Origin of the sequence: Brevibacillus parabrevis (assembly GCF_022701015.1) — a bacterium.
Lineage (GTDB): Bacteria > Bacillota > Bacilli > Brevibacillales > Brevibacillaceae > Brevibacillus > Brevibacillus parabrevis.
This window is the reverse complement of sequence record NZ_CP064090.1, coordinates 2,991,710-3,017,446: the sequence shown is the minus strand read 5'-3', so window position 1 is coordinate 3,017,446 and position 25,737 is coordinate 2,991,710. Positions and strand designations below refer to the sequence as shown.

At 50.3% G+C, this 25,737-nt stretch carries 21 protein-coding genes and 4 tRNA genes; 7 read left to right on the top strand and 18 right to left on the bottom strand.

What is annotated here, in order from left to right:
• Positions 1–86 precede the first annotated feature (86 nt).
• Positions 87–1,469: an MFS transporter gene (locus IRJ17_RS14385; RefSeq protein WP_307723374.1), complete on the top strand. Its 1,383-nt coding sequence runs from the start codon at positions 87–89 to the stop codon at positions 1,467–1,469.
• 73 nt (positions 1,470–1,542) lie between these two features.
• On the opposite strand, the gene IRJ17_RS28170 is transcribed toward IRJ17_RS14385, so the two are convergent.
• Positions 1,543–1,674, bottom strand: a complete 132-nt coding sequence (locus IRJ17_RS28170; protein WP_256436804.1) for a hypothetical protein — start codon at positions 1,672–1,674, stop codon at positions 1,543–1,545.
• Positions 1,674–2,603, bottom strand: a complete 930-nt coding sequence (locus IRJ17_RS14380; protein WP_242775176.1) for a LysR family transcriptional regulator — start codon at positions 2,601–2,603, stop codon at positions 1,674–1,676. Before IRJ17_RS14380 ends, IRJ17_RS28170 begins: the two co-directional genes overlap by 1 nt.
• 117 nt (positions 2,604–2,720) lie before the next feature.
• Here IRJ17_RS14380 and IRJ17_RS14375 point away from each other — a divergent pair, with 117 nt between their 5' ends.
• Entirely contained in the window at positions 2,721–4,094 is a 1,374-nt protein-coding gene (locus IRJ17_RS14375; protein ID WP_242775174.1) for an MFS transporter, read from the top strand.
• A gap of 90 nt (positions 4,095–4,184) precedes the next feature.
• Here the strand turns inward: IRJ17_RS14375 and IRJ17_RS14370 are convergent, their stop codons facing one another.
• The 3 genes from IRJ17_RS14370 to IRJ17_RS14360 all read right to left on the bottom strand — a co-directional run bounded on the left by IRJ17_RS14370 (position 4,185) and on the right by IRJ17_RS14360 (position 8,261).
• Positions 4,185–5,132, bottom strand: a complete 948-nt coding sequence (locus tag IRJ17_RS14370) for an ABC transporter substrate-binding protein (RefSeq protein WP_242775172.1) — start codon at positions 5,130–5,132, stop codon at positions 4,185–4,187.
• 400 nt (positions 5,133–5,532) lie between these two features.
• Positions 5,533–6,534, bottom strand: coding sequence for an ABC transporter substrate-binding protein (locus IRJ17_RS14365; protein WP_242775170.1), 1,002 nt, complete (start codon positions 6,532–6,534; stop codon positions 5,533–5,535).
• Between the two features lie 143 nt (positions 6,535–6,677).
• Positions 6,678–8,261: a helix-turn-helix domain-containing protein gene (locus IRJ17_RS14360; protein WP_242775168.1), complete on the bottom strand. Its 1,584-nt coding sequence runs from the start codon at positions 8,259–8,261 to the stop codon at positions 6,678–6,680.
• Between the two features lie 283 nt (positions 8,262–8,544).
• On the opposite strand from IRJ17_RS14360, the gene pdxR reads away from it, so the two are divergent.
• Positions 8,545–9,975, top strand: a complete 1,431-nt coding sequence (pdxR, locus tag IRJ17_RS14355) for a MocR-like pyridoxine biosynthesis transcription factor PdxR (protein ID WP_242775165.1) — start codon at positions 8,545–8,547, stop codon at positions 9,973–9,975.
• A gap of 25 nt (positions 9,976–10,000) precedes the next feature.
• Here the strand turns inward: pdxR and IRJ17_RS14350 are convergent, their stop codons facing one another.
• The 6 genes from IRJ17_RS14350 to IRJ17_RS28165 all read right to left on the bottom strand — a co-directional run bounded on the left by IRJ17_RS14350 (position 10,001) and on the right by IRJ17_RS28165 (position 16,926).
• Positions 10,001–10,744 carry a YggS family pyridoxal phosphate-dependent enzyme gene (locus IRJ17_RS14350; RefSeq protein ID WP_122965465.1) on the bottom strand — a complete coding sequence of 248 codons (744 nt, stop codon included), beginning with the start codon at positions 10,742–10,744 and terminating at the stop codon, positions 10,001–10,003.
• Positions 10,745–10,874: 130 nt separating this feature from the next.
• The gene (locus tag IRJ17_RS14345) at positions 10,875–11,411 is read right to left on the bottom strand and encodes a pyridoxamine 5'-phosphate oxidase family protein (RefSeq protein WP_122964922.1); all 537 of its coding nucleotides are present in this window, start codon (positions 11,409–11,411) and stop codon (positions 10,875–10,877) included.
• Positions 11,412–11,974: 563 nt separating this feature from the next.
• The gene (locus tag IRJ17_RS14340) at positions 11,975–13,717 is read right to left on the bottom strand and encodes a UvrD-helicase domain-containing protein (RefSeq protein ID WP_242775162.1); all 1,743 of its coding nucleotides are present in this window, start codon (positions 13,715–13,717) and stop codon (positions 11,975–11,977) included.
• Complete coding sequence (locus tag IRJ17_RS14335) at positions 13,710–15,791, bottom strand: ATP-dependent nuclease (protein WP_242775159.1); 2,082 nt, start codon at positions 15,789–15,791, stop codon at positions 13,710–13,712. The genes IRJ17_RS14340 and IRJ17_RS14335 overlap by 8 nt, the downstream gene beginning before the upstream one ends.
• A 650-nt stretch (positions 15,792–16,441) precedes the next feature.
• Positions 16,442–16,789: a TroA family protein gene (locus IRJ17_RS14330; protein WP_242775156.1), complete on the bottom strand. Its 348-nt coding sequence runs from the start codon at positions 16,787–16,789 to the stop codon at positions 16,442–16,444.
• Between the two features lie 11 nt (positions 16,790–16,800).
• Complete coding sequence (locus tag IRJ17_RS28165) at positions 16,801–16,926, bottom strand: hypothetical protein (RefSeq protein ID WP_278189524.1); 126 nt, start codon at positions 16,924–16,926, stop codon at positions 16,801–16,803.
• A gap of 134 nt (positions 16,927–17,060) precedes the next feature.
• On the opposite strand from IRJ17_RS28165, the gene IRJ17_RS14325 reads away from it, so the two are divergent.
• From IRJ17_RS14325 to IRJ17_RS14315, 3 genes are all read left to right on the top strand, one after another.
• Positions 17,061–19,040 (top strand): AraC family transcriptional regulator, encoded by a 1,980-nt coding sequence (locus IRJ17_RS14325; RefSeq protein WP_242775153.1) that lies wholly within the window; start codon positions 17,061–17,063, stop codon positions 19,038–19,040.
• A gap of 89 nt (positions 19,041–19,129) precedes the next feature.
• A complete protein-coding gene (locus tag IRJ17_RS14320) occupies positions 19,130–20,125 on the top strand; it encodes a FecCD family ABC transporter permease (RefSeq protein ID WP_242775272.1) in 996 nt (331 codons plus the stop codon).
• Positions 20,122–21,126, top strand: coding sequence for a FecCD family ABC transporter permease (locus IRJ17_RS14315; protein ID WP_242775151.1), 1,005 nt, complete (start codon positions 20,122–20,124; stop codon positions 21,124–21,126). The genes IRJ17_RS14320 and IRJ17_RS14315 overlap by 4 nt, the downstream gene beginning before the upstream one ends.
• Before the next feature lie 165 nt (positions 21,127–21,291).
• Here IRJ17_RS14315 and IRJ17_RS14310 read toward each other — a convergent pair.
• From IRJ17_RS14310 to IRJ17_RS14295, 4 genes are all read right to left on the bottom strand, one after another.
• Positions 21,292–21,375 (bottom strand) — tRNA-Leu (locus IRJ17_RS14310).
• Between the two features lie 9 nt (positions 21,376–21,384).
• A tRNA-Val gene (locus IRJ17_RS14305) sits at positions 21,385–21,460 on the bottom strand.
• Between the two features lie 50 nt (positions 21,461–21,510).
• Positions 21,511–21,584, bottom strand: a tRNA-Glu gene (locus IRJ17_RS14300).
• 4 nt (positions 21,585–21,588) lie between these two features.
• Positions 21,589–21,681: transfer RNA gene (locus IRJ17_RS14295), tRNA-Ser, on the bottom strand.
• A 164-nt stretch (positions 21,682–21,845) separates the two neighbouring features.
• Here IRJ17_RS14295 and IRJ17_RS14290 point away from each other — a divergent pair.
• Positions 21,846–22,130, top strand: coding sequence for a phospholipase A2 family protein (locus IRJ17_RS14290; RefSeq protein ID WP_063229741.1), 285 nt, complete (start codon positions 21,846–21,848; stop codon positions 22,128–22,130).
• A gap of 521 nt (positions 22,131–22,651) precedes the next feature.
• Here the strand turns inward: IRJ17_RS14290 and thiM are convergent.
• The 3 genes from thiM to IRJ17_RS14275 form a co-directional block, all read right to left on the bottom strand.
• Positions 22,652–23,464 carry a hydroxyethylthiazole kinase gene (gene thiM, locus IRJ17_RS14285; protein WP_242775149.1) on the bottom strand — a complete coding sequence of 271 codons (813 nt, stop codon included), beginning with the start codon at positions 23,462–23,464 and terminating at the stop codon, positions 22,652–22,654.
• Entirely contained in the window at positions 23,454–23,972 is a 519-nt protein-coding gene (locus IRJ17_RS14280; RefSeq protein ID WP_229049707.1) for a hypothetical protein, read from the bottom strand. The genes thiM and IRJ17_RS14280 overlap by 11 nt, the downstream gene beginning before the upstream one ends.
• 225 nt (positions 23,973–24,197) lie before the next feature.
• Positions 24,198–25,634, bottom strand: coding sequence for an RtcB family protein (locus IRJ17_RS14275; protein WP_242775147.1), 1,437 nt, complete (start codon positions 25,632–25,634; stop codon positions 24,198–24,200).
• Positions 25,635–25,737 lie beyond the last annotated feature (103 nt).

The following is a 25,737-nucleotide window of genomic DNA, read 5'->3' as shown; positions in this document are numbered from 1 at the left end:
AACGCAGGTATAATTTGTTAATTAAAGAAATTTCTTTACAAAGTATCCGGATACTTTGCCGCTCTGTTTACAATCCGCGAAGGAAGGTGACCAGCTTGTCTGCACAAAGCATTTTTGGCCCGCGTTATCTTGCTTTATCGATTGGGATCATTTTGTCAGCGATGGCGATCGGTTTCGAGGGATTGGCCGTCACAACAGTCGCTCCGGTCATTGCTGGCGATTTGCAAGGGATTCATTTGTTCGGCTGGATATTCAGCGCTTATTTGCTGGCGCAAATTGTCGGTACGCTCGTGGTCGGCCGTCAGATTGACCGAAAAGGGCCTGCCCTGCTTTTCACCATCGCGGTCGCTTTGTTCGCGCTCGGACTCGTCGCAGCCGCCATCGCTTCCAACATGTACGTCATGATCGGTTCGCGCGTCTTGCAAGGCTTCGGTGCGGGAGCCATGTACACTTGCATGTACACGGCCATCTCGCTGAGTTATCCCGATGAACTTCGCGCCAAAATATTGGGTTCATTAGGCACTGCTTACGTGCTCCCTTCCATGCTCGGGCCCTATGTAGCGGGATTGATTGCCGAACACTTTTCGTGGCGATTCGTCTTTTGGGGCGTGCTGCCTTTCGTGCTTCTTGCCGTGCTCCTCACGCTGCCTGCCTTCCGCAAGCTGACGATCCCCGCTGCTCCAGCGAAAGACGAATCCGGCGTGGTCGGCCTGTCTGTGCTGCTCGCGGTCGGAACCGGGCTGTTTTTGAGCGGACTCGGCATGCTGCCGCAAGTATGGGGAGTCGCGCTCATCATCGTGGGCCTCGCTTTGATGGTTCAACCTCTCCGCAAGCTGCTGCCCTCAGGAACCTTTACTTTTCAAACTGGCTTGTCGGCTCTGCTCGCTTCCCGCGGACTCTTTTTCGCCGCCTATGTCTGCACGCAAAATTTTCTCGTGCTCGCTTTGACAAAAACGAAAGGGCTTGCTCCGGACAAAGCGGGGCTGATCGTGGCAAGCGCGGCGTTCAGCTGGTGCATCGTGGCGATTTTGCAGGCTCGCTGGGACGCAGCCGATCAAGGTCGCGGACGCTCGAAGCGAATCACGCTCGGGATTTTGCTGATGCTTGTCGGGATCGGCGTCATGCTGTGGGTGCCATCCCTGACGATTGCGATGGCGGTAATCGGGGAAGTCATCATCGGGATCGGCATCGGATTGGCGCATACCGTAAGCGGAACAGTCGCCTTCACTCTGGTCAGGGAAGGGGAAGCTGGTCAAGTATCTGGCAACCTGCAATTCGCGGACTCCTTTACCCCCGGCGTGGCGGTCGGGATCGGCGGAGCCGTAGTCGCCATGAGCCAAACCGCCGGAATGTCCATGGCCGCAGGAGTTACAATCGCCATGGCCTTTAACCTCGCGCTGATTTTGCTCAGTTTGGTGGCGAATGCGCGAACCAGGCAAAGTCAACCAAGCAAACAAACATCTGCCTAGCCTTTTTCCACAAAAAAGTCCCCGCTTTCCTGCGTCTGGCAAAAGCTTGCCGTTCGCAAGGAAACGGGGTTTTTCATGTCCACATGGCGGGAAACTGCTCCAGTGTCAAGACGCTGGTGAATGCATCGTCCAAGTTCCAAAAGCCGAAGCCATGCTCCACTCGGGCTGGCAGCATGGCTTCGGCTTGCTTGACCTGGACTGGCATCAGCAAGAGCAGTCCGGCGGGGAATCGGCTTGGCAAAAAGACAGCACGGCATTTCCGGTCACATCGGCGAAATACGCTTCCACGACGCAACGAAAATGTTGCGCAGCACGGGAAATATACCGACTTTTGTGCCATAGCAACGTAATCTCTCGTGCCAGCCGCTGATCCTCGATTCGCAAATAGTGGACTTGTTCGTGCAGGCTCCTCCCTGTGCACGGAATAAAAGCGATGCCGATCCCTGCTTCCACGAAAGTGACGAGCCTCGCAGGTTCATCGCCCTCGTACACATAGGCAGGCTCAAATCCGGCTTCGTGGCAAACCGCATCCACCAAGTCGCGCGTGGCATACCCCCGTTTGACTCCGACAAACCACTCGTCTTGCAGCTCAGCCAAAGCGACACTTCGCCGTCCAGCCAGTCGGTGGTTTTTGGGCACAGCGACGAGAATCGGATCGAGAAACAATGTCTGGCATTGGATTTCGTCGTCCTGTACCGGAAAAGACGACAGGCAAAAATCCGCCTCCCCGCGCCTGAGCGCCGTCAGCATCTCTTGCGTAGTCACCATTTGGACGTGAAAGTGAATCATCGGCCATTGTTTCCGAAATTCACTCAAAATCCCGGGCAGCGTGCTCGCATTGGTCACCGCCAACTTGAGTGTTCCGTACTCAGCCTGGGTCCAATCGCGAATTTCCCGTTTGCCTTCTTCCAGTTCCAGCAAAGCCCGCTCAGCCCGGAGCAAAAATCGGCTGCCGTGCTCGTTTAAACGCAGCCTTCTGCCCACTCTATCGAATAGCGGAGCCCCTAAGTCCTCTTCCAGCCGCTGAATCGTTTTGCTTAACGACGATTGCGTCACATGCAGGCTTCGGGCAGCCTCGGTCACATGCTCCAGCCTGGCTACCGTGAGAAAATATTGCAACTGCAAAAGTTCCATGCCGCCATCCCCCTTCCATTCATTCCTTTTAATCAATGAAAGTATAGCATCAAATGCGTTGGAATAAATGAATGGTTTCCCGTACGATGACAGCAATAACGTATGGGAGGAACAAACATGGAGATTCGTCAAAAGTGGCTGATGGTCGCCGTCGGACTGGGCATCTTGCTGAATCCGTTAAATTCATCGATGATCGCCGTTGCCATTGCCAGACTGCAACAAGTGTATGCTTTGGACTTTGCTACCGTTTCCTGGATTCTGTTTTCGTTCTACATAACAAGCGCAATCGCGCAGCCCGTGATGGGCAAGGCCAGCGATCTGTTTGGGCGAAAACGCATTTTTCTCGTCGGGCTGGTCATCGCCGGGATCGCTTCGTTGCTTGCCCCCTTCTCCGCCACGTTTGGCTGGCTTCTTGTTTGTCGCATCGGGCAGTCGATTGGCACGAGCATGGTCGTGGCAGTCGGAATCGCCATCGTGCGGCATCATGTTACGGAAAAGCAAGGGACGGCGCTTGGCGTGTTATCCTTGTTCCAGTCCACGGCGGCTGCCATCGGGCCTTTTATTGGCGGAGTGCTCATTCATTGGTGGGATTGGCCTTCTATCTTCTTCGTCAACCTTCCGTTTGCTTTGGCGAGTTTTTTGCTCGTGTGGAAAATGATTCCGCGCGACGAGCCGTCCACGTCCGTAACCCGGCAGCTTTCCTTGCGCCAATGGATTGCGCTGTTGGACATCCCGGGAATTGCCTTGTTCACAGCGGGGCTTGTCGCCTTGCTCATCGGCTTTTTCCAGGCGAAGTCGGCCGGGCCTCTCGCTTATGGCAACGTCATTCTCGGCGGAATCGGCCTGGTGATCTTGGCGGTCTTCATTCGTCACGAGCTGCGGGTATCGTCACCGTTTCTGCCTTTGCGCGCATTCGCCAAATACCGTGCCATGACATGGGTTCATATCCAATTTGTCCTCGTCAACGTCGTGTTTTACGCGATATTTTTCGGCCTGCCGGTTTATTTGCAAACCGTTCGTCACGTCTCCGAGCTGCATACCGGACTCTTGATGTTAAGCCTTGGCTTGGGGTCGTTGATCGCGTCGCCATTAGCCGGACGCTGGATCGACAAGTCTGGACCCCGCCCTGCTTTGCTCGTCTCTGCTGTCTTGATGCTCTTCGGCGCTGTCTGGCTCGCGATGTTGAATCCTGCCTCCCCGATGATCAGCGTCTGTGTGGCATTGGCAGCGTTTGGCGTAAGCAACGGGCTGAACAGCGTAGGCATGCAGGCCGCCTTGTTCCGCTCCACGCCAAAAGAGATCATTGGCGTCGCCACCGGATTGTTCATGACAGCCCGTTACGCCGGGACGATCCTCGCCTCGCTACTGGTCGGCCTCATTCTTCAGGCAAAAGGGGTTGTGCTTTTTGCAGCCGTCCTCTTCCTGCTCGCCTTGTCTCTCTTGTTCATCAACGGACGACGCAAAAGCTTGGGACAACCAGGGGAATCATAAACATGCGAAAACGGACCGAAACAAAGCTGCTTCGGTCCGCTTCTCATTCCATCTCGCTTGCAAGGCTTTCTTTTCCGGTGGCTGTTTCGCCTATTTCCCCGCCAGCTTGGAAAAGTTGTCGGCAGCCAGGCGGATCGCCAGCACGCTGCCTGTATTCAACGAGTTATCAAACAGTAAAACCTGGTTGTTTTTGACTGCCTTCAACGAGTTCCATACAGCCGATCCTTGCTTGTCCTGGATGGCTGCTTGGGCAGCGTCAAGCTTGTGCTGAATGATGATGTAGTCGGGATTCATTTCCGCAAGAGCTTCCAGGGAAAGCTCGCCCCCCTCTTCCGGGTACTGATCTGGCTTTTTCAGGCCAAATCCTTCTGTCTCGTTGTAGTAAACCGTATTTTTCGTCCCTTGGGCGGTAAAACCGTTTTTGCTGCTCACCCGCAACAAGGCAAACGTTTTTGTTTTCAGATCGCCCAGCCGCTCTTTTGTTTTGGCGATCTTCTCTTTCGTATCTTTGACGAGCTGTTCGCCCAATTGTTCTTTTCCGATCGCCTGTGCGCACAGCATGGTGGCGTTTTCCCATTTGTCACTGTAGTCAATTTGAATGAAGGGCGCGATTTTCGACAGATCGTCGTACTGGGCATCGCCATGGCCTTTGAAGCTGACAATCAGGTCAGGCTTTGCCGCAATGATCGCTTCCATGTTCAAATCTTTGCCGCTGCCCAGATCGATAATCTCCGCCTTGCCCACATACGGCTGCAAGGTCGCGTATTCTTTCAGCGCACTCTCTGCACTGCCCGAGGCAATCGGCGGCACGTCCAATGCGAAAAAGTAGTCAAGGAACAGAGGATGCAGCACAGCAATGCGCTTCGGCTGCTCCTTGATCGTCACTTGATGGCCCGCACCGTCGGTAATCGTCCTTGGCCATTCGCCTTTTGACGAAGAACTCGCGGAAGGCGTCTGCTCCGTTCCCCCTCCAGCGCAGCCAGCCAGCACTCCTATCAGCAAAACTAGCGAAAAAATGATTCCTGTCCATCTATTCATGTCGGTTCCTCCAGCATCGTTTCATTCCTGTATTGAAAACCTGGCCTTGCGCTTTCCGTTTGCTCCCCTGCTGCCGATCATCCCTTTCTTTTGCCATGGCTGCCCGCCTTGTCTTCCTCAAAGCAGCAGCACTTTCATGACGAGTCCAATTGATAATCATTCTCGACAATTAGTGTAGCAAGGGCGCTCGCAATTGGAAATACACAGAAACCTAAAGGGACATGCACAATTCTCCAAAAACGCCGCTGTTCTGGCGCGACAGACGCGGATCGCCCTTCCGGAAACAGCGGCACTCATCAGGGAGCAAACACTTCGGAATAGCGAAATCGGCCCGTCCTTTTGGAAAAAGGCACGAGCCGATTGGCGAGCTATGATGCGGTTGTGTGAATACGGGTTGCGCTTATAATTTGTGCTTGCCCTCCACGAGCATATCGGCAATCAGATTGATTTGCGCTTGGACAGCAATCGGGTCGTACGGCCAAAAATAATCGGTGTCCATCTGGTAGACATGCCCTTTTTTGACGACGTCCAGCGTATTCCAGATCGGACTCTCCGGGTCAAGACCCGCCTGCTTGCCAGACTCGACAAACAGGTAGTCGCCCGAAAACTCTTTGACCTGCTCCAGCGAAATCGTCATGTTCTCCTTGCCCTCATCGACGAATTTTTGCACCTGTGGCGGCCGTTTCAGTCCGAGGTGCCTGTACATCGCTTCGGCTCCTCGCCACAGACCTTGCCCGTAAACGACCAGCTGCTTTTCAAACCCGCCCATGATCGCCACGGTCGCATTTTCGTCGACGACTCCCTTGATTCTTTGTTTGGCTTTGGCAACGGTGTCGTTGAAGGAGGCAATCCACGCCTCGGCTTCTTTTTCCTTGCCCAAAATCTCGCCAAACGTCCGAATTTGATCGCGTGAGTCTTTGAAGGTCGTATGGACGAAAACGATCGTCGGCGCGATTTTGCTCAGCTGCTCATACAGCTTGGGATCATCGCTCAACGTAACGATCAAATCGGGATTGAGCGACAAAATTTTCTCGACGCTGCCGGCGTCAATCGTTCCGATATCCTCGATGCCAGCCGTCTGTGATTTGATATGCGGCGAATCGATATCCCAAAACGGCGCTCCGACAGGCTTGACGCCAAGCGCCAGGAACGTAGCCAAATATCCTTGGGCGACAATCCGCTTCGGCTCAGCGGGAATTTCGATTTCTCCGTTGACGGTCTGTATTTTTCGGGTGGCTGGCTTGCTCTGTTCGTCAGACGCAGCAGCCGTGTCTTTTTGCCCCTCCGGTTGCGGATTTGTTCCTGCGGTACCGCCGCATGCAGCCAGCAACACCGTCATGACCAGCAGCCACATGGCCAATTTCATCAGCGGCCGGGATACTCGCTCGCTTGTTCTGTTCATCCTGCACAGCCCCTTCTTGCTTCATAATGAGAAAAGATCAAAGCAATAACGATAATCATTATCATTAAAATCCGTACTCATCATAGCAAGCTTTTCCACAGGCCGTCTATTTCATAATGTTGCCGCTTTTTATGGATAAATGTTCACTCCGTCTCACCAGCGATCAGGCAATTCGTCTGGATGCGCAGTTGCCGCTCCAATGCCAAGCCGCCGCTGCTCCAAAATTCGTTCAAGGACAGTCGGTACACCCGTCCCTTTCCATGCATGCTCGCCAATACATGCTCTCCCTCGTCACTCTGGTCGTCGCGGGCATCGATCACAAACATATGGTCTGCCATGTAGTCGGGCAGCCTGTCTTCCGTTATCCAAAGATGCTTTCCTCGCACGAGTACATCGCGGCGCACAGTTTCAGGCGGGCGGATGCCAAGAGCTTCGTACAAGTTAAACGCTCCGCGAGCTGTTTTGTCCCAAATGAAGATGCCGTCGCTACGCCATTCATAGACGGCTGCCGTCTCCCCTCTGTCAATCAATGCGCGCAGACTTTGTCTCGCTTCGTCAACTTGTGCCTGATATTTTGTCAGCCATCGCTGTGCTTCCGATTCTCTGCCAATCAGCTTGCCGATCAGCTGCATTTCCGCCAGAGGGTCCAGCTTGGCCCATTCCAGAGTGAGGACAGGCGCGATCTTCTCCAATTGCTTCATCCGGCCAGGCGTATGGTAAAAGTATGTAGGCGCCAAAATGAGATCCGGTTTCAGCTTGCCGAGCTGTTCGTCATCGTACGCTCCCTTTATGATCGGAACATCGCGCAATTCCTCCTGCAACAGGAGCGAGCCGCGCACCAATTCGGCATCTGTGGCTACAGGCGTGACACCGAGCGCCAGCAAGGCCCCTGCGAATTGAAAGGCCGCGATTTTTTTCGGGGCCGGACGACTGCGAAACTCGCCGGGAGACATGCCTGTCAGCTGCTTGAATTTTCGGCTCAAATATTCGCCGTTGCTGTAGCCGACCTCAAGGGCAATCTCGTTGATCGTCATGGTCGACGCCAGCAAGTGCTCTTTTGCCCGGTCAATCCGTACGCGATTCAAATATTCGGAATAGCCCCACCCCAGCTTTTTGGCAAACATCGTGGAAAAATAGCTCGTATGAAACCCGGCCAGACGCGCCAGCTCGGAACGGGTAATCGGGCTTCGGTAGTTCTCGTCGATATACGTGATCGCCCTGTGAATGGAAGGCTCCCAATCCAGCTCAGGTGTCGTCTCATAGTGCAAAACGAGCTGCATCAGCTCTTTGAAAAGGTGGTGGTGCCGCTCCGCTTTTGCCGTATGCCCAGACGGATTCGCCTGCAAACGCACGAGTTCGTTCACGAGCACAGTTGCCCGATACGGCAGTTTGTTGGTGATCCAGCCGCTCGCAGGCAAACCGCTGCGATCATTGCGGTACATAATGGTGTCGTCATCGTGCTGGGCCAACCGATAGCTTTCGAAGCAAATGCGGCAGACAGCCGGAAGTTCCGCCCCGTCCCGGACCAACGTGACCGAGTCGCCCGGACGCAAAAACATCATCCTCATCGACTCCAGCTGTAGCGTTTTCTTGCCATCGTTCACGCGAATCCGGCCCGTCATGGGAGTGAGGATCGTAGGCGCAAAGCACGTAATCTCGATGGACGGCTGCGTGCTTTCCCACTGCATGATGCCGCCTTCTTTCCAAACGTGAAGGGTTGCTTCCATAAAAGGAATGTCACCTCTTTCGCTGCCAGTTCTTCTTTTCTAGTTATACCACAACTCCCGAGTGGCACAAGACGTACGCCAGCAGGAGCAGCTTGAGGCTCCAACTGTAAAAAGCCAATCTTCCTGTTGGGGAAAGTCGGCTATGTTTCTTCTATAGCCTTGCCGTGTTGCCAAAGCAAAGATTGTCGTGCTAGTATACCAATTATTGGATTGACACTTTTTAGCAATAAACCAGCATCTCGTGCAATCCATACTAACAGTACAAACACGCGAAGGTGAACAAATGCTAAAAGTAAACCGCGATGACGCCCGGCCCATCTGGCAGCAACTTTTGGATCAGGCGATTCATAACATTACAACCGGAAAATGGCCGCCAGGCGAGCTGCTGCTCCCGTCCCGCGAGCTTGCTCCATTGGTTGGCGTTTCCCGTTCAACCATACAGATCGTTTACGAGGAGCTGTACAGCCGGGGCTACACGGTAACTTCTCGCCGCGGCGGGACGAGAGTAAGCGAATGGATTTATGCAGCTCGTCCGGCAGAGGAGGCTTCGCCCCCGGAGCTTTTTCCGCCCGAGTTGCCTTTATTAAACGATGCAGTCGGCCAGTTGCACAGTTGGTTCGGCGCTAAAGACAATCCAAAAATAGCGATCGATTTCACTCCCCACGAGCCGTATTTGGATGAGCATTTTCAAAGAAATTGGCGGCAATCCTTTTTGCAGGCTACCACAGAAACAAGCCTGGACAGTTGGGCTTACGGCGATCCTTATGGATTTTTGCCGCTGCGGGAGCAAATTCAACGCTATTTGTCGCTCGAACGGGGCGTTCATGTGGATAGCGACCAAATCCTGTTAACCTCTGGCGCACAGCACAGTCTCGATTTGATCGCGCAAGCGCTTTTGCAAGAAGGAGAAACGGTTTCGGTAGAAGATCCCGGCTTCCCTGCTGCCTGGATGGCGATGAAGTATCGGCGCATGCAAGTTGTTCCCGTTCCGGTCGACGAGTACGGACTTTGCGTCGACCATGTTCCCCCTGCGTCCAAGCTTGTGTTTGTTACCCCATCGCACCAGTGTGCGGTTGGCGTCATTTTGTCGGAACCTCGCAGGCAACAATTGTTGCACATGGCTGCCGAGCGGCGGTTCTGGATTGTCGAAGATGATTACGACAGTGAATTTCGCTATCGCGGTGATCCGCTTCCAACTTTGTTCAGTCAACGACCTCAAAACACGCTGTACATGATGAGTTTTTCCAAAATGGTCGCTCCCGGCATTCGCCTGTCGGCCATCGTTGGTCCCAAAGCGGCCATTCGCCAGCTCGCTCGCGTTCAGGAATTAACCTACCGCCATCTTCCGATCATGGAGCAATTGACGCTTGCTCATTTTATCGAACACGGTCATTTCATGCGCCATATGCGGCGAGTTCGCAATGTGTATCGGCGCAGGCACGAGGCTATGACAAAAGCGATTCTCTCGACGGGGCTTGGCGAACAGTTCACACTGAGCGGCGTGGAAACGGGCTTGCACATGCTTCTTGAAGCCGAGCAATCGTTTGCCGAAGAAGCCGCGACGAACCTGGCGCTCGAACAAGGAATCCGGGTTTATCCGCTCAGCAAGTATTGTTTGGAAAGCGACCGGAAAGGTTTTGTCCTCGGTTTTGCCAAAGTAGACGAACGAGCCATTGCAGCAGGCATAAAACGTCTAGCGGGGATGCTTTTATGACGCAAGCATCCCCGCCTGTTTTCCCCTAGTCGTCCTGACGCGCATGTTCATTCCAGTAATAACTGTCCGGCAAGTAACGCTGGCCGAACACTTTCGTTCCTACGCGAATGATCGTAGCCCCTTCTTCAATCGCTACCGTGAAATCGCCGGACATTCCCATCGACAGGATGTCCATTTCGACTCGCGGCAGCTTTTTCTCCCTGATCTCTGTCTGAATCCTTTTTAATAGTCGGAAACAGTGGCGGGTCTCGTCGTTTGTCGCATTCAGCTTTCCGATGGTCATTAAGCCTTTTATGTTTAACGTCTCAAACTGCGCCAATTGCTCGACCAGTTCCAGTGCTGCTTCCGGTGGCGCACCAAATTTGCTTTCTTCGTAGGACGTGTTGATTTGCACCAGTATGTTCATCGTCTTGTTCTCTTTAAGGAGCTGCTGGTGCAAAGCTTGCCCCAGTTTCAGACGGTCCACAGAATGGATGAGCGTCACATATTTGACGACGTCCTTCACTTTATTCGTCTGCAAATGCCCGATAAAATGCCATTCCACCTGCTTGTACTGCTCCATCAGCGGAAATTTGCCGCGCAGCTCCTGCGCTTTGTTTTCTCCAAACAGCGTTTCCCCCGCTTGCATGGCTAATTGCAATTTTTCCAGCGGGACGGTTTTGGTCGCCAACAACAGCTTCACGTCCTCAAGCTTGCGTCCCGAGGCTTGGCAAGCCGTTTTCATCTGCTGCCGTACAGTTTGCAGATTCTCCGCAACGAGATTTTCCATCTTCCCTGCCTTCTTTCTGATGAAGATTCGGATGAGGCGTTCCCCCACGCCGGGCAGAGTAGCCTCTGTCTCCTACTTTTCCGAGATTGCCGCGATCAAGCGAATGCAAGCCGCCGGATTTTCATACCAGTCACACCGTTAGTCCCGGTTTGAACATTTTTTCTTCCTCTATTGGATTTTCTTTGGCGGTGATGTGCTGTGGATCAATTCGATACACCTGCACCGGGCCACCGAATACCGCTGAACGGTATTTGTCTACGTGCTGCTTGGGCAACGGCCGTTTATAGTAACCAGGCACGTATTTATGAATCATTTCTTGCAGCATGTGTGTCGCTTCATCCAGATCGGCGACGGGTTCTGCCTTGCCAAAAACGATGACACTCATATACGCTGTGTCCGTCTTGGCTGGCACCGGATCAGTAATCGTTCCGTATTCCTCGCAAACCGTAAAACAGACCTCCGCATTCGCGCTCATCACCTGATTGCGTCTCCCGCCAGTGGCTCCATGGAAGTAAAGCTTCCCATTTGTCCAAACAAAATTGAGCGGAACCACATACGGCAACTGTCCGTCGACCATGCCAAGATGCCCGATTCGCGCTTGCTGCAAAAATGCCTCAATCTTGCTCTTGTCCAACACTTCTCTTACCTTGTAACGCACTCCATCCATTTTCTTCACTCCTCATGAATTGAATTGATGTATGATGTAGGCAAGTTTAGCAAGTATTGGAGTGAAGAGAAACGTCCATATGTGTTGAGTTTGAGCAATCCATAATACACATTGATCATTAATTCACTAAATCAATTAGATTTATATAATGGAAATATGAAAAATGTGTTTATACCAAACACATAAAAAACAAAAAACTCCTGAGTTTCCTTATAAGGAAACCCAAGAGCTTGTTCATCACTGGACTTGAATCTCCACAATGTTACCACTACTAGAATCTGAACGTTCTACACCATCATAACATGAGCGGGACTCATTTAAATTTGCCTCCGTTAAAATTCTTGTAAAATCAAGGTTTATGATCTTTTTTATTCATTTCGAGACCTAGACAATTATTCAAAAAGAGACAATAATCCAAGCGAATTGAGCTATTTGTGAGAATTTAATACGAACTGAACCTGCTCTCTATTAATTTAATTGTAAGAGGCAATACACGATACATAGCCGAGATGATGGACGTGCTGGTGTTGTGACAACTGCAATGAATCTAGTTTGTTGATTCTTTAGATTGCGTGAATATTTTTCTGCTCCATCCAATTAGTCAGAACAGATAATGCGTCCTCAGAAAGTTCTTGTGTGAACAGTATTGCCAGTCGTTTCATTGGTCGAGAAATGGCAACATAGAATAGATTTCTATTCCTCTCATAAAAATCCACTTTATTGTTAGGTATAGTTTCTGGGGCCTTTGAAAGTTCAAGAAACTGGTTGAAATTATATAGATCCCATCCACGCCCAATAACTACAAGTACATTCTCAAATTCAGCCCCTTTTACTCCATGCTTTGTTGAAAACGGGGTCTTTTCCTTAATGTAATGAGTTAAAGCAATGACTTCACGGTAAGGTATGCTCCTTAACATTCCAAGACGTTCCATTGACTCATTCTGCTCATATGAGCTATTTAATTTATATTCATTATATTTTTGTTCTCTCTCCTCCACCTTCGCTGATAAACGTGGTCGTTTAACATTTGTAATATAAGCTAATACTTCGCCAATTGTCCCATTGAGCCGTAATTGAATCAGAGCCTCCATGTCATTAACCCATTTTGTTTTATCACTAAGTGAGGTTATATTTGGTGTACGTCTATCGAGTACTTCAAACATTGTTCCATACTGCTTACTCTCAAAAGCAGAACATAACGGTTCTAGAGTATTCACAAAAAAATCAATGTGTGGGTCTTCCTGCCTTACATAATCATCATTTCTTCCTTGAAATACCTTCGCAATACCAGAATACCCTTGTTCATTGGCCAAAAGATTGTTAGTCAGCATAAGTATTTTAGTTTTTTCAGGTTCGAACCCCCATCCTTCTTTCATTAAGATGTCTCTTGTCATCTCAAGCTTTTCGTGAGCAATGTCTGCAGGCAAATCGCCTTTCCATGGCCTCTTAGTCAATCTTTCACCCGACCACTCATTAGTGTGAAATACCCTCACTGCACCATTTGATTGAGGATCTTTCACAGCTTGTTTTAAATCTGGTCTCACAAGGTTCAATACATTAACGATAGCTTTTTCGGAACGAAAATTAGCTTGTTTATATATATAGTGCAAGTTCTCATTCTTAATTGCACCACATCCATCGCTATAAATTTTTTGCCAACCATCACCGTAAAATCCGATTAAACATCTCGACTCTTTATTGTCTACGAAATGATTAAGGATAGCCTCTGTAAAATCTTTATTTGTGTCTTGGTACTCATCGATAAATAGTATAGGATATCGCGAACTTAGTATATTTCTAAACTTATTGTTTTTCATTAATAATGCTGTAAGTAAAATGACATCATTGTGCCCTAGTGAAATTTTTTCACTTTCTACTTGTGGATAACCAAAATCGTACTCAATTTTTCTAGGATTTCTCACGCTATCGTTCTCAAAGCGTTCAATCCATTTTGGTAAATTACAAAGTTCATGCCATAGTTGTGACTGAAAATCCTTAATCAAAGACCAACAAAATGCATGAATCGTCGATGCTAAAACTGCTGGATGTCCATCCACTCTATTTTTAATTTCATCGCATGCAACATTCGTATATGTAATACATGCAATTTGCTGACTTCTTTGGAGTAAAACGTTTCCTTGCTTATTAACTATATATTTAAGAGCTTGAATTAAAGAGTACGTTTTACCTGCACCAGCACCTGCCTCAAGTAAAAATGACTTATTCTGATCCAAGCATCTATAAATTTCTGCAATAGCTCTTTCTGCAGCTTCTTCTGCTGGATTTTTATTACCAACCTCAATCATGAGATTCCTCCTTTGCAACAGCAACTTCAGCCATATTGAATGGAATAGGAATATTCGAGGGTACATCCGTATCGTCAATTTTGTTAGCCCCTAGCCATAATAAACCTTCCTTTATATATCTTGGAATGTTCCATTCTGTCTTCTCTAAAGCATATTCTAATGCAAACTGTACCTTTTTCACCTTTCGAGCGATATCCCATGCTTGATTTTCAGCTTGATCTACGTGGGTTTCATTGATTCCAAATAACTGTAAATTAGCCAGAATAAATGCTTCCTCGAAACTACGCCCACAAGGCATATCGTCTTGTTCAAATTCCGGTACTTGATATGCAATTCTGTAAACCCCGCTAATCTTTTCTTTGACGGTTTTCTTAATAAGTTCGTTTGGTGTTATTTCAGGTGCCTGAAACCATGTCTTTATGCAAGCATTGCTTGTCCTGTTCCCTGCCGATACTTTGCAAGCACTATTATTTTGGGTGCTATCAACTGTGTCTAAATCAGTAATGATTAAGGTTTTAAGCTCTAGGAAGTCCAATAATTTAAAAAAGTTATGTGCGTAGGCTCCTCCTACTTCCATTACAGTTATATATTGACTACCAAGATTAATCTCTCCGTTATCTTTATCTAGTTTCTCGATCATTTTTGGAAGAAGCAGTCTTTCCGTAGAACCTTCTATCAAAATTGCCTTATCTGCAAACAGTAAATCGCATCGTGTCAAAGTCATATATTGTTGTAAGAATGCTACTTCATTACCTAAAGCACCTGCTACACCTGCTTTAAAATCCTTAACTTTCGTAGTATAAAAATCGCTTGTATTATGGTTATTTGTCGTCATAAAATAGCGCATGGACGAGAATTCTGCTTTATTCGCCATGTGAGACGAATGGGTCGTGACTACAAACTGCACAGGCCATGGTTCCCCATTATTGTATTGCTTAGAAAAAATCGAGGATAATTCGTTGAGTTTTGAAATGAACACTTCTTGCATTTGCGGATGAAGATGCGCTTCTGGCTCTTCAATAAATATCAGATGTACCATTGGTCTTGGTTTTTTTGCAATAAACTCTTTGTAAAATTCCAGCATTCTCAACAAAATAAAGATTAAATTTCTAGCGCCAAGACCATTATAAGATTCGGGCAAGTGTACACCATTGAGACCTGAATAACGTATCTTAGTATAGTTCTTCAATAATGTATCTATATTAAGAAGCGTTTCAGTGATCAAGTTAGGATCACGCAATCCAGGATAACCGAACAACGAAATTGCAGGTAGTAAATTCTTTAGTTGATTATTAAAATCAATGTCAAGTTCTCCTTGAATTTTTTGAATTGTTATATTTATGTTTTCAGTCACTTTTCGGTCATCTAAACTTGCCGATTCTGACTTTGCCGAGTTAAAAAGTCCTTCAAGAATTTTACCAAGTACATCCTTTTCTTTGTTCGTCATATCTCCTAATTCTCTTTGTGCATTAACAAAACTACCTCGTACTAAATCCTGTATCTTTTTCCAATCCAACTTTTTTTGATTGGTAACGTCATTAGGATCTACTGCCATAAGAAACATTTTGTAAAATCGAGGCACTCTTTCTTTTATAACTCTGAAAAAAATTCGTTTCTGTTCTGATTCCGAAAGTGTGGAGTCAATCCTAATATCATCAAAAAAGGCAGTCATCTTTCCTTCTTCTAGCTGATAACACATCTTTATATGCGCCACAGTACAATTAGGGTTTAAATCAATAATAAAATCGCTAAGCACGCCATAGCTCGAATCATTCTTATAATCAACACTAATTTCCATTTCGATACTAGGAAGTGTCTTTCGAGCGCGCTCCTCATCTTTATGATTCTGCTGTAAAATGTTATACGCTTCCCAAAACTGAATATGCTTGCTCATTGTAAAGTCTTCTAATTTAAAATTCGGCGAACTTTCGGTTGATATTCTACGAAAAAGTTCAGCAAATGATGTCTTACCACTATTATTACGACCAACTATGACTGTCGCCTTCTCATCAAGAGAAATTTCAATATCTTCAAGCAGCCGAAAATTCTTAATATGAATTTTTTCTATATGCATGGCATTAACAGCCCCTTCCGTTCATTTAGTTGCCCGCAATATCCGAAATACTATTCAACTTATATAAGCATCTTTTACAAAGTGATCTGGCGGCGCTCTCTGTTCCCCCTGCAGTGCAATGTGCACCATCACCACTAACAGAGGATTCCAACTTGCATTTGTTTAATGTGGTAGTAGCAATTTAAATATTTCTTAAGTATTGTTCTAGATTATCCTTTCCTTTCACCGAAATCGCCTCAACGAGTTTCATTCATTCCACCAAAAGGACTTTAGCCCCACTTGAAAGGTCCCTATCTAGAGTACATCTCCCTTTCAATCAAACTTCTGTACCATTTCATATTTAGACGAAACCCAGAAAATACCTGCACATCCAGTTATAAAAATAACTTGATCAAATGTCTTATTTCTCACTTCCCAATCAGACTTTATACCCAAATGGCACAACTATAGCGTTTTATTATGCTCACCTCTCCATGTAAAACCCAATAAAATTCCATGTATCAACACGGTTGCCAAACTCTACATTTTTATTTTTGGCAGGAGTTCGATCTCCTGTTTGATAGCGTAAAAGGCTGCTGCTCTAAATCGCCTCACTAACAAGCCAGGATAGCCAGGCGACTTATCATCTAGCAAAGGACGATAACGCTCATCTAACACCAAAAGCGGCTTGACACGATAAAGGCGATTGTCCCCCTCTCTGCCAAGCCGCGGTTACAAACAAAACAGCGGGCACTGCTTGCTTTTCCTTCTATCTGACAATCTGACAGCGTATCGCTAACCGAATAAAACATAACATTTCCTTGCTTCACTGCCGGAATCGTTTTCCATATCCCAACCGAGTCAAGCTGCTTTTCCAGCACGTCTGCTTGGGGCGCAAAATTCGTGTATGCGATGATGTCAGCGTCGTACAAGTATTCCCCAATCACTTCCAGCGAAATCGGCGAATAGTAGCCTTCCGATTTTGGATTCTCTCGGTTGAAAAACTCTTTTTCAACCATGGCCGGAGCTTTCATCCCCAGATCTTCATAGATGATTCCTCGCGTTTTGTCTCATACTGTGCGATAAATTCCTTCGCTTGCTCAGGCATTCCGAATACTTCCCCGAGCAAAGTCATCCGCTCTTCCAACGTAGACATTTCATTGACGGTCCCTATCTTTTTTCTCCTTTTATAAGAATAATCGTTGTAATTGAGAATTATTATCAAATATAATGAGTAGCAACGAGCATTATGGACTTGAGCTTGGAGTTGGAAGGGGCTAGGCGAAACGAATGAAACTGGACGATCATCTGTTGCTGTGGAATCAGGCTTCCGTCAAAGTGATGGATATACGACATAGAAGCATGGAAAGCGGCGAAGAGCTGCTCGCCTATCGGCTGCCAGCCAACGCTTTTTTGTATGCGACCCGCGGAAGCGCGCAAGTAAGGCTCGACGGAGTGCCGTACGATGCGCAGCGGTTTCATCTTTTTCACGGGGGCAAGGGCGTTTGCCTCGATATTGCCGCCAAGCAATCATTCGAATATTACATGATTTTGTACAAGGCATCGGCCTCCCTTCCTAGCCGCAAAGAATTGATGCGGCAAGCGGAGCTGGACGATCCGTTTCGCATGCAGTACGGATTTGCGCCGCAATATCCGATTTTTTTGCTCGATATCGCCGAGCGAATGGCCAAGGAATGGATCGCGGCTGGTCTTATCGACAAATTGCATGTGAAGTCGTTATTTTATCAATTCGTCTACGAAGTCATGCGACAGCTCGACCAGCAAGGAATCGAGCCGATCAAGCCGGACCCGGTCACCCAGGCGGTGCTGTTCATGAACCAGCATTACGCCCGGCCGATTACGCTCGAATCGCTTGTGGAGATGCTCGACTGCAATCCGCGCCAATTTTTGCGCTGGTTCAAGCGACGCTACGAGACGAGCCCGATCGATTACTTAATCCAGCTTCGCATGACGAAAGCGAAAGAACTGCTGCTTGGGACCGATTGCACGCTTAAAGAAATTGCCGAAAGCGTCGGTTACCCGGACAGCTACTATTTCAGCCGCCAGTTCAAAAAAAACGAGGGCGTTTCGCCGACCGCTTTTAAAGAAAAGGCGCTGAAACAGGAGCAACGTCTAAAAAATCCATCCTTCCTGTCCACATCTCCCATTGTTGCGCGAGAGCTTCAACGGTATAGTGTTCATGTAATTGATAATCGTTATCAACATGAGAGAGAGGGACATTTATCGATGCGTAGAAAGACCAGAACATCTTTAGCCGTTACACTGCTCTTTTGCTTCGCTTTGCTGCTAAGCGCATGCTCCGGAGGTACGACAAATCCGGGTACGGGGGCCAGCGGGCCGGCAGGACAACAGCAAAATACAGAGGCGACAGCCCCGGCGTCCCAGACTTCGTCGGATAAAGAAGCGCCCCGCGTCATCAAGCACGCGATGGGCGAAACGACAGTGAACGGCACGCCGAAGAGAGTCGTCATTTTGACAAACGAAGGTACGGAAGCGCTGCTTGCTGTAGGCGTGAAGCCGATCGGCGCCGTCCAATCGTGGGTCGGCTCGCCGTGGTACAACCATATCAAGGACGAGATGCAAGACGTCACGGTCGTCGGCGACGAGTTGCAGCCGAATATCGAGATGATCGCAAGCTTGAAGCCGGATCTCATTATCGGAAACAAAGTCCGGCAGGAGAAAATATACGAGCAGTTGAACCAGATTGCGCCGACCATATTCGCGGCTGACCTGGCTGGCGACTGGCAAATCAATTTCAAGCTGTACATGGAAGCGATCAACAAGAAGGACGAAGGCGAAAAAGCGATGGCGGACTTCAACAAGCGCGTTGCCGACGTGAAGGCGAAGCTGGGCAGCAAAGCGGCAACAAAAGTGTCGGTCGTCCGCTTCTCCGCGTCGCAGGTGCGGATTTACCAGAAGCAGACATTCTCCGGGGTGCTGCTCGATCAACTCGGCATCGCTCGCCCGCCCGCTCAGGACAAAGATTCGTTTATCGAAGTGATGACGAAGGAAACGATCCCGAGCATGGACGGAGACGTCATGTTTTACTTCGTGTCGGAACAAGCCGGGAAAAACGATGCGGCGAAGGTTGTGGAGGAATGGAAAAACGACCCGCTGTTCAAAAACTTGAACGTTGCCAAAGCGAACAAGGTGATCCAGGTAGACGAGGCGATCTGGAACTCGGCAGGCGGCTACAAGGCGGCGAACTTGCTGCTCGATGAGTTGGCCGCTTATTTCGAAGTGAAGTAACATAAACGCTGGCTGGCGTCGGCTTGAAGCTGACGCCGGTTTTTTTCTTGTTCAGAACACGAAAAGAGGTGAAGGACAATGGGATAGTGATGCAAAGTCGCAAGCGAAAATGGATCGGGCTTGCCGTCGGGTGTGCGATCCTTCTGCTCGGGATGCTGGCCAGCGTCCTGTTCGGGCTGCAACAATTCGGCCTCCGCGACATCTGGCTCGCCTATACACAGTTTGACGGCTCCAACGAGCATCTGATCGTGACGACTACGCGTGTTCCCCGGGCGCTGATCGCCGCCGCCGTCGGAGCGAGCTTGGCCGTTGCCGGAGCGATCATGCAGGTGCTGACGAAAAACCCGATAGCCTCGCCTTCTCTGCTCGGGATCAATTCCGGTGCCGTTCTGTTTATCGTTATCGGACTTGCCTTAACCGGATCGTCGCTGCCGATGAGCAGCATGATCTGGATCGCGCTCGGCGGAGCGGCGATAACTTCCTTGTTCGTATACACGCTGAGCATGCAGGGGGGCGGCGGTTTCGAGCCGATCAAGCTGACGCTGGCCGGGGCGGCTGTTGCTGCCTTCGCGTCCTCGGTCACCTCAGGGATTATGCTCATTCACAAGCATTCGCTGGAAACGGCGCTGCTCTGGATGATCGGCTCTGTATCGGGTCGAGAGCTGGGCCATCTGCTGTTCGTCCTGCCGTACTTGTGCGTCGGCTGGCTCCTCGCAATGCTGATCGCAGGCTCCCTCAATGTGCTGGCGCTAGGCGACGACAACGCCAAGTCGCTCGGTCAGCGGCTGACACTGATCCGGGCCGCCTCCGCGCTCGCAGTCGTCCTTCTGGCTGGCAGCTCCGTAGCGGCGGCGGGACCGATCGCCTTCGTCGGACTCATCGTGCCGCATCTGTGCCGATACGCAGTAGGCAGCGATCACCGCTGGCTGCTTCCTTACAGCGCCTTGACCGGAGCGATTTTGCTGGTAGCGGCTGACCTCGCCGCGCGCTTCGTCCTTATGCCGAAAGAAGTCCCGGTCGGCGTGGCGACGGCGCTGATCGGCGTTCCGTTCCTGATCTTCGTGGCGAGAAGGAGGAAGTCATGAAGAGACGTCCGACATGGAAAAATGCGACGATCGTAAGCTCGCTTGCCGTTGCGGCTTTGATCCTCGCCGTCTTCTGTCTGTCGCTCGGCAGTGTATCCATTCCGATTCGGGACGTGGTCCTGTCGCTTGTCGGCATGAACAGCGAAGGAAGCGATCTGATTATTACACAGTTTCGTTTGCCACGCATCGTAGCGGCGCTCCTGATCGGCGCGGCATTGGCTGTTTCCGGCAGCCTGCTGCAAGGAGTGATCCGCAATCCGCTCGCTTCTCCGGACCTGCTCGGCGTTACGGGCGGCGCTTCGGTAGCGGTGGTCGCTTTTATGACCGCCTTTACCAGCTACAGTATTCATTACGTGCCGATCATCGCGATCGCAGGGGCATTCGCCGCTGCTTCGGTCAACTACTCGTTCGCCTGGAAAAAGGGAGTCACTCCGTCCCGGCTCGTGCTAATCGGTATCGGCATCTCGACGGCGATGAGCGCCTTGACGATGTTTTTGCTGCTGAGCGGCCCCGCCTATCTCGCCGCCCAGGTGCTGAACTGGATGACGGGCAGCTTGTACGGGACGAACTGGAGCTATATCAAGGCCATCTGGCCGTGGATCGTCGCTTTGATCCCGCTGTCGCTCTTGTATGCCAAAGAGCTGGACATTCAGGCGCTCGGCGAAGAAACAGCGATCGGTCTCGGCAGCAGACTTCAGATGAGCCGAATGGTCGCGATGCTACTCAGCGTCGCCCTCGCCGGGGTAGCGGTCGGCATCGCCGGAACGATCTCCTTCATCGGCCTGCTTGCCCCGCATATGGCGAGAAAGCTCGTCGGCAATCGCTACGGAATCGTCATCCCGACGGCAGCGCTCATCGGCGCAATCGTGCTGCTGCTTGCCGATCTGGCGGGACGAATGCTGTTCTTGCCGCTCGATATTCCTGCGGGCGTATTTACCGCCGGAGTGGGCGCTCCGTTCTTCCTGTATCTCTTGTTCAGGCGCAAACGGCCAGGGTCATAATCGGCAGAAGCGAAAAGGAGTCGGAGGCTGACCCCCGACTCCTTTTTCTGTATGGATGGGATTTTTGTTTTGCAAGGCCAAATGCTTGTACATGATTTGGAAATAGCAAAAAGGCTCCTGCTCTGCCAGAAACAGCAGAACAAGAACCTTTCATTGATAAAGCGATGCGGTCGAGAGGACTTGAACCTCCACGGTGTTGCCACCACTAGAACCTGAATCTAGCGCGTCTGCCAATTCCGCCACGACCGCGTATGAAAATGGTGGAGGCTGACGGGATCGAACCGCCGACCCTCTGCTTGTAAGGCAGATGCTCTCCCAGCTGAGCTAAGCCTCCACAATACCCCGACTTTCGCCGGGGCCCCAACAAGTTGTTGGGCTTCCAGGTGACCCGTAGGGGATTCGAACCCCTGTATGACAGCGTGAAAGGCTGCTGTGTTAAACCGCTTCACCAACGGGCCAAGATGGCGGATGGAGTGGGATTTGAACCCACGAGACGGGTCGACCCCGCCTACACGATTTCCAATCGTGCTCCTTCGGCCGCTCGGACATCCATCCATCTGTATCACTTGCCGAGCTGTACAGCTCAGGCAAGAATTAATCTATCATATCTAGCAAACGATTACAAGATATATTTTAAAATTTGTGGGAATTGCCTAAAGCAAGTTTCTCCCTCCGCCAATATGCTACCAGTAATCATCTATGTTGCGGAGTGATGACAGGTGGGCAGAAGACGACGGCGGGCAAGACGTATCCCTTGTTTGTACGGAAATTGGTGCGGGCCAGGCTGCTCTGGACCAGGCGCACCTATCGACGATATCGACCGTTGCTGCAAAAAACATGACTACTGCTACCAGAAGCGCGGCTACTTTTCGTGCAGCTGCGATCAGGAGCTGCTGCGCTGTTTGCAGGACAAGATCGATATGAGCACGGAAAAAGGCAGGATGGCTGCGATGATTTCCGCCTATTTTTCCCGATCGAAGTGTATTCCTGACGACATGAAGTAGCCTTTTTACGAATTGTCATTCTTATCATTCTTTATACAAAAAACGGTAACTACTTGGACATAATTCCGCCATATTTCCCGTGATTTTCCTTGGCTTTTTTTGGTACTCTATTGAATGTCCAAGGAGGTTACACGCCGTGGAAGTACACATATGCACCGACGCCCGTGCTGCACTGTCGCTTAAAAGAGAAGTGATCTGCCATGGGATTTCCTGCTTTTACGTCCGCAAGTTTGAAAATGATCAAGTAGAATTTGTATTCCTAGCGCTCTCGGAGCACCAAAAGAAGCTCTTATGCTATACGCTGCGAAATTACAGCTACGCCCTAACTTATCTAGCCTAATCATAGCCATACAGTCGCGATCATTTTCGTCCCCTGGAAAACAGGGGATTTTTTCATGCCCAAAAGCACATGCCCAAGCGGTGAGACGGGAAGAAGCTGCTCTTCCCGCCCCACCCAAGGCAACTTGCTGCCAAAATCCGGCTTCTCGGCTTCCGAACAGCGACGAGTCTGCTTTCGGTTCTTACAGCTTATGCTGTTCGATCTTGCCCAGCCGATGGATATCGTCGGCCGATACGGAGGACAGCGCATCCAAAAACTGAATCTGGAAGCTGCCCGGACCGTCTGTCGCCGATTTTTCCGCTGCTTTTTGCGCAGCCACACCGTATGCGACGAGCGCAGCAGCCCCCGCGGCCAACGTGTTTTCGGCAACAGCGGCAAAAGCCCCCATGACGGAAGTCAGCAGGCAGCCTGTTCCCGTCACTTTGGTCAAGATCGGATGGCCGTTGTCGATGGCGTACACCGTACTGCCATCTGAAATGACATCCACCTTGCCCGTGATCGCCACTACCGTCTCCAGCTTCTCGGCAGCTGCTTTGGCGAGCGAAGCGACATCTCCGCCTGCCTCGCCTGCGTCCACGCCTTTAATCTCCCACGATTCCCCGATGACGTTGGCAATCTCCGCCGCATTTCCGCGAACCAGGGCGATATCTAGCTCGCGCACGATTTTTTGTGCCGTTTCGGTTCGATACGGGGTTGCTCCTGCGCCTACCGGATCGAACAAGACCGGAACGTGGTGCTGATTGGCCGATTTGCCCGCAATCAGCATCGCCTTTACTTCCCGCTCGCTCAAGGTGCCCATGTTCAGGACGAGTGATCCCGCGATTTTCGCCATGTCCGCCACTTCTTGCTTCGCATAGGCCATGACGGGAGATGCTCCGAGCGCGAGCAAGCCATTGGCTGTAAAGTTGGTCACGACAACGTTGGTGATGTTGTGCACAAGCGGATTGCGCTCCCGTACTTTTTCAAGCAGTTCACTGATCGCTTCAAGCTTCACGTTCGCCTTCCCTCTCTTTCCTATCTACAGAGCGGGGAACCATCTTGAACACTTCCACGATTTTCCCCAGCTCCGGATGATCCTGTCTTACTCCTATGATGATATAGGAATGATGCAAGACAGGCAATTCAGGCGAGCTGGCAACCACCTTCCAGAGCGTGTCCGTATCGTCCCGCACCTTTGCCAAAAAAGAAATGCGCCCCGCCCGCTGCTGCAAAATTTCAAAGTCCTCCAGCGTACCGCAAATCTTCAAACGTTCATCCGGATGCGCGATCCGGTTTTCCTCTACCCATTTTTCCTTCAATTCCTCGACTTTGAGCGATTTCCACCGATCAAGAAACTCCCAATCTTTGGAATGCGGGAAAATATGCTTCGTCTCTTCCAGGAAGGTGTTGTATTCTCCATGCAACTGATCGACGTATTCGTCCACATCTTCCGAGATGACGCGGATGGAATCCTCCCCGCAAGTGCGGATGTGATGGGCCAGAAACTTGAAGGACTCGATCATGTCAAAGTTCCCCCACCCCCAAGGCTGTTCGCCGAAAACTCCCCCCCGGGTTCGGCACTTTTGGCAGGTGAAGTAATAGTATGTAGCCATATTTGTTCCCCTATCTCCCCTATAATGTCTCCTTTTTGATATCGGTTGCACAAGCCATGCAATTTATGTTACATTCGAACCTATTTTGGAAAAATCAAAAGATGGCCCCCGCGCGACACCGGGAACCACCTCTTCTTATACCCCTTTGATTGCGATCAGCGGCTTGCATTTGGCTACGACAGACGCCAATTTTGCCCCGACGACGGAATCGATAATTTGATCCACGTCTTTGTAAGCTTGCGGGCATTCATCCAAAATCGCTGCGAGCGAGCGGTGATTGACCATGATTTCGTCATCCTCGCCTACCCGCAAGGCGCGCTCGAACTGATCAGTCGTCACGATTTCTTTCGTAGCCTTGCGGGAGCGCACGCGTCCTGCGCCATGGCAGATCGAGTAAAAGTTTTTCGCTCCGCTGTCTGCCCCTACCATAATGTAGGAAGATGTTCCCATCGAACCAGGGATCAGCGCCGGATGCCCGGTCTTTTTGTACGCCTTCGGATTTTGGAAGTGGCCTGCCGGAAGCGCCTTGGTCGCCCCTTTGCGGTGGATCAGCATCGGCGTGTTGCGGTGATACTCCTGAAGGGCGTAGTTGTGCATCAAATCGTACAGCACCGGGGTCGAAAAGTCTTTTCCCAGCACATCCTGAAAAGCCCGTTCCACGGAGTAGCCGATCAGATGGCGGTTCGTAACGGCGTAGTTCAACGCCGAGTACATCAGGTTCAAGTATCTTTGCCCTTCCGCCGTCTCGATTGGCGCGTAAACCAGATTCGGCTCCGGGTTCTCGATCCCCCATTTGAACATCGCTTCCTTGAAGCTTTTCGTGTAATCTCTTCCCAGCGTCGCTCCCCAGGCGCGGGAGCCAGAGTGGATCATGATCACGACTTGCCCGTCGAACAAGCCCCATTCTGTGGCGATCTCCCGGTTTTCTTCCGCGATTTCGATCGCCTGGATTTCAATGAAGTGATTTCCTCCCCCCAATGTTCCGAGCTGACCCCACGCCCGCTGCCACGACTTGACCGGAATGTGTGCCAACGCCGCATGATCGAAGGCAAATGTATGCTTTTCCACGTGTGTAAGCGATCGGCTCACTTCTCCCGGCTCGCCTGTCGGCTTCGCCAAATACGCAGCAGGCAGTCCGTTCAGTCCATGCTTCACGACTTCCTCGATCGAAATGTCCGTAAAGTCCGTTTGTCCGCGCTCAGAGGTCGGCACGTACGCTTCTATCGCCTCGATCAGCTTCCGCTTCAAATTTTTGTCCTGCAAGTCGTCCCGGTGCAGCGGCGTCATATGCACACGCATGCCGCAGCCGATATCCGAACCGACAATCGACGGTGACACAAATCCGTCGTGCATATTCCAGACCGCAGTCGTCCCGATGCATGTTCCAATTCCGACATGGGCATCCGGCGTGTAAGAAAAATACACATTGCGCGGGATGCGCAGATTGTGCTCTGCCATCTCGTATACGCGTTCCCCAAAGCTGGCAAACACTTCATCGTTGGCAAACACATGCACGGAGCCAGAGCCGAGCTGAACCTCCCGATGGTGCTGTCCGTGGTTTATCGTCTTCATAATCGTGTTCTCCTCTCTTCCTTCCAGCGGGCAAGCTTTGCGTGCCCTTCCTTCTCTCTGTCGTTATCTTCGCTCATTTTTGCATGGATGAACATGGCAAAAG

Bases quoted from the DNA above. Each gene is read 5' to 3' on its own strand.
- IRJ17_RS28170 (WP_256436804.1), bottom strand. From the start codon at position 1,674: ATGCCAGTCCAGGTCAAGCAAGCCGAAGCCATGCTGCCAGCCCGAGTG.
- IRJ17_RS14380 (WP_242775176.1), bottom strand. From the start codon at position 2,603: ATGGAACTTTTGCAGTTGCAATATTTTCTCACGGTAGCCAGGCTGGAG.
- IRJ17_RS14375 (WP_242775174.1), top strand. From the start codon at position 2,721: ATGGAGATTCGTCAAAAGTGGCTGATGGTCGCCGTCGGACTGGGCATC.
- IRJ17_RS14370 (WP_242775172.1), bottom strand. From the start codon at position 5,132: ATGAATAGATGGACAGGAATCATTTTTTCGCTAGTTTTGCTGATAGGA.
- IRJ17_RS14365 (WP_242775170.1), bottom strand. From the start codon at position 6,534: ATGAACAGAACAAGCGAGCGAGTATCCCGGCCGCTGATGAAATTGGCC.
- IRJ17_RS14360 (WP_242775168.1), bottom strand. From the start codon at position 8,261: ATGGAAGCAACCCTTCACGTTTGGAAAGAAGGCGGCATCATGCAGTGG.
- pdxR (WP_242775165.1), top strand. From the start codon at position 8,545: ATGCTAAAAGTAAACCGCGATGACGCCCGGCCCATCTGGCAGCAACTT.
- IRJ17_RS14350 (WP_122965465.1), bottom strand. From the start codon at position 10,744: ATGGAAAATCTCGTTGCGGAGAATCTGCAAACTGTACGGCAGCAGATG.
- IRJ17_RS14345 (WP_122964922.1), bottom strand. From the start codon at position 11,411: ATGGATGGAGTGCGTTACAAGGTAAGAGAAGTGTTGGACAAGAGCAAG.
- IRJ17_RS14340 (WP_242775162.1), bottom strand. From the start codon at position 13,717: ATGATTGAGGTTGGTAATAAAAATCCAGCAGAAGAAGCTGCAGAAAGA.
- IRJ17_RS14335 (WP_242775159.1), bottom strand. From the start codon at position 15,791: ATGCATATAGAAAAAATTCATATTAAGAATTTTCGGCTGCTTGAAGAT.
- IRJ17_RS14330 (WP_242775156.1), bottom strand. From the start codon at position 16,789: ATGGTTGAAAAAGAGTTTTTCAACCGAGAGAATCCAAAATCGGAAGGC.
- IRJ17_RS28165 (WP_278189524.1), bottom strand. From the start codon at position 16,926: ATGTCTACGTTGGAAGAGCGGATGACTTTGCTCGGGGAAGTATTCGGA.
- IRJ17_RS14325 (WP_242775153.1), top strand. From the start codon at position 17,061: ATGAAACTGGACGATCATCTGTTGCTGTGGAATCAGGCTTCCGTCAAA.
- IRJ17_RS14320 (WP_242775272.1), top strand. From the start codon at position 19,130: ATGCAAAGTCGCAAGCGAAAATGGATCGGGCTTGCCGTCGGGTGTGCG.
- IRJ17_RS14315 (WP_242775151.1), top strand. From the start codon at position 20,122: ATGAAGAGACGTCCGACATGGAAAAATGCGACGATCGTAAGCTCGCTT.
- IRJ17_RS14280 (WP_229049707.1), bottom strand. From the start codon at position 23,972: ATGATCGAGTCCTTCAAGTTTCTGGCCCATCACATCCGCACTTGCGGG.
- IRJ17_RS14275 (WP_242775147.1), bottom strand. From the start codon at position 25,634: ATGAAGACGATAAACCACGGACAGCACCATCGGGAGGTTCAGCTCGGC.